This window comes from Nocardia sp. NPDC004278 (assembly GCF_053602975.1).
The window spans coordinates 1-3,580 of record NZ_JBSGEQ010000097.1; the positions used below are offsets into that span (position 1 = coordinate 1).

A 3,580-nucleotide genomic window follows, 5' to 3' on the forward strand; every position below is an offset into this window, starting at 1 on the left:
CCCCTCAGCCACCAACCCCCACAAATCCTCCGCAGAACCCACCCCACCCGGAAAACGACACCCCACACCCACAACCGCCACCGGCTCAGAGGTCAATCCCTGCGCCTGACGCAAGCGCTCTTGAACGTCTTTCAGCTCACTCGTTACCTTCTTGAGGTAGCTCCGGAGCTTCTCGTCATTGGACATCAGGGCTGAATCTCCTCAATTGCTGTGCGTGACGCGCGATCTCTGTTTTTCACAGCCCCAACTCGTTGTCGATCATGTTGAAGAGCTCGTCGTCGCTCACTGTGTCCAGGTCTGCGGTGGCAGACATGTCGAACCTGTCCTTTGTGCGCGACAGGAGGTCGGACAATCGCGACACAATATGGACACGCATCCCGTTATCGGTATCGAGCGATGAAATGAGTGGCCAGAGTTTTTCAATTTCGGTGACGACATCGCCACCATGCGCAGGTGTCGAGATGCCGAGACTTCTTTGGATGTGTTCGAGCAACTCACGTGCGCAGGGGTAGTCGAACGCGACGGTGGTCGGTAATGCCAACCCAAGCCGCTTGTTCAACCTCGATCGAACCTCTATCGCGGCAAGCGAGTCCATGCCCATTTCTGTGAAAGGACGTCGTTCGTCTATTTCCTCGATCGGATGGCCGAGAACTGTCGAGACAGTACCTCGGATCGACGTCAGCAATAGTTCTTCTGCAGAGTCTGCAGACATTCTCGCGAGTTCTTGAACGAGGTCGGAACTCTCAGGCGTAGTTGCTGCGTCATTCTCGGTCGAACTCAGAGCCGGCACTTCCATGAGATCACTGATCAAGCCACGCCTGCGTGCCAACGTGTATGCGGGCCCGAACCTCTCCCAGTCGATGTCGGCGACGATCGCCGTCGGGTCGTGCGACTCGACCGATCGCTGCAGAGCGGCGAGTGCGAACTCAGGGTCCATTGATCGGATGCCGGTGCGGTGCAGCTGTCTACGGATGTCTTCGGCCTCCCCCATCCCCTTTCCCGACCAGAGGCCCCAAGCGATCGAGGTTGCCGCTCGGCCTCGCGCGCGTCGAGATTGCGCGAGGCCATCCAGGAAAGCGTTCGCAGCGGCGTAGGAGCCCAGACCCCGGCTCCCCCAGACGGCTGCGCCTGACGAGAACAGTACGAACGCGTCAAGCGGGCGTTCGCCGAGCAGCTCGTCCAAATGGCGGGCGCCCACGACCTTGGGTGCGAGCACAGCCTCGAGCTCGGCATTGTTGATCGCGCCGATCGGTGTCTCTGCGCTGACCCCCGCCGCGTGGATGACAGCGGTAAGTTCTGCGCCGCTCTGATCGATGACCGCTAGAAGGTTCGCGACTTCATCGCGCTTGGCGACATCGCAGGTATGGAAGACAATGCTCGCTCCAAGGTCTTGGAGCTCATCCCGAAGTGTGGCGGCCGCGGCGGCATCAGGCCCGCGGCGGCTGGCCACGACGATTTGTTGTGCACCCCTCTTGACCAGCCATTTGGCAAGGGGTGATCCGATGCCGCCGGTACCGCCGGTAATCAGTACTGTGCCTCGGGGGATCCACGTGTTGTCTGCGCTCACTGTCGAGTGTGCGGTGCGCGACATCCGTCGTGCGAAGGTTCCCGTCTTTCGTACTGCGATCTGATCCTCATCAGTATCACCGGAGAGTGAGGGGACCAGCAGGGCGAGGTCATCGCTATCCCAATTCTTGGGCAGGTCGATCAAACCGAATCGAAAGTCAGGATTCTCGAGGCTGGCCACTTGGGTCGCGCCCCAAACTTGGAACTGAAGCGCCTCGACGATCGTGTCAGAGTCCTCGACGCCGACGGCGCCACTTGTCACAATCCAGGTCGGCACGGTACAGCGTGTGTCCAGGAGTGCTTGTAATAAGCACACTGTTCCAGCCAACCCTTGCGTGACCGATCGGTGCTCGGGACAGAATTCTTCGTCGAAAGCCAAGAGCGACAAGACGCCCGTCAGTTCGCCATCGACACGATAGGCATCAATCTGTTCACCGATGCTTTCGCGGTTGGACTCTGTGGGGTTCACCTCGAGTGTGCAGACCACGGCACCGATACTGTTCAATTGGTGTTCGATGGAGCGGAGATCGGGGTGGTCGCTGGGTGTCACGATAAGCCATCGCCCCGACAGAGGAGCGGGTGCTCGCTCGATCGGGCTCCAGGTGATTCGATAGCTCCATGACTTGATATTTCGGTCCAGTTGCTCGGCGCGACGTTCCGTCGACAGTTGCTGGTACACCTCGACGAATCGCTGCTGCGGATCGATTCCACGCGCCTCGACGGACATGGGCGATATCGAGTCCCAGAACTCGCCCATCAGGTCGGCATCGACCGTTCTTGAGATGTTTTCGTTCGGCAGTGTTTCCAACCAGAATCGGCGGCGTTGAAACGCGAAGGTAGGAAGATCAACTCGCTGGCCTCCCGAAAGCATCGGTGCCCAATTCACCGATGCGCCGGCAACGAAGAGCTCTGCCGCTGAGGACATGAACCGGGTCATACCTCCGTCGCCGCGCCGGGTGGACGCGGCGACCACGACGTCGCCTTCCTTGGTGTCTATGCTCTCGAGCGTTTCGTGCACGCCGGTGGTCAGGACCGGATGTGGACTGGCTTCCACGAAGAAGCGGTGACCGTCCCGGTGCAGGCCAGCTATGGTCTGGGCGAACGACACAACCCCACGTAGGTTTCGGTACCAGTACTCCGCGTCGAGCACCGCAGTATCGACCGGCGAGCCCGTCACCGAGGAATAGAACGCCACTCGTGATGACCGTGGCTCGATTCCGCGGAGATCCTTGAGCAACTGCAGGCGCAGGACTTCGACTTGCGCGGAGTGTGCCGCGTAGTCGACAGGGATACGGCGAGTGCGGATTCCATCGTGAGCGCAGCCGGTCATGAACTCCGTAAGTGCATCGCTGTCACCGGAAACCACGGTCGAGTTGGGGCCGTTCACCGCTGCTATTCCAATGCGGTCTCGCCACGGCGCCAAGAGCTTCGGTAAAGCCTCGGCTGGGAGAGCTACCGAAACCATGCCGCCCGCACCGGCGAGTTCCTTAGCCAACATCCTGCTGCGTGAGATCACCACCGTCGCTGCATCACTCAGCGAAAGCGCCCCCGCGACATAGGCAGCGGCGATTTCGCCCTGGGAGTGGCCGACCACCGCGTCAGGCATGACACCGATGGATTGCCACAGCTGCGCGAGCGACACCATGACTGCGAACAATGCCGGTTGTACGACATCAACCCGATCCAGAGATGCCGCCCCAGGAGTATCGCGCAGCACATCGGTCAGGGACCAACTGACATGGGGGGCGAAGGCTCCGGCGCATTGGTCAATCGCCGCAGCGAATACCGGGGAGGAGTCCATCAGCTCGGCGGCCATGCCTACCCATTGCGATCCTTGCCCCGGGAACACGAAGACCGTCTTGCCCGTCAGCAAGCGATCCCCCTGCACCGCAGTCATCGACGGTTCTCCCTCGGCAACGGCGTGCAGACCGGCCATCAACTCTGTGCGGTCAGAACCCAGCACGGCGGCTCGATGTTCGAACAGGCTCCGTGTCGTGGCCAGCGAGAAACCCAC

At 60.8% G+C, this 3,580-nt stretch carries 2 protein-coding genes; both read right to left on the reverse strand.

From position 1 onward, the window contains the following. Positions 1-186: polyketide synthase docking domain-containing protein (locus ACWEO2_RS44180; protein WP_452410856.1), on the reverse strand; the 186-nt coding region annotated here is incomplete at its 3' end. Positions 187-235: 49 nt separating this feature from the next. Next, positions 236-3,529 carry a type I polyketide synthase gene (locus ACWEO2_RS44185; RefSeq protein WP_452410857.1) on the reverse strand — a complete coding sequence of 1,098 codons (3,294 nt, stop codon included), beginning with the start codon at positions 3,527-3,529 and terminating at the stop codon, positions 236-238. Positions 3,530-3,580: the final 51 nt, after the last annotated feature.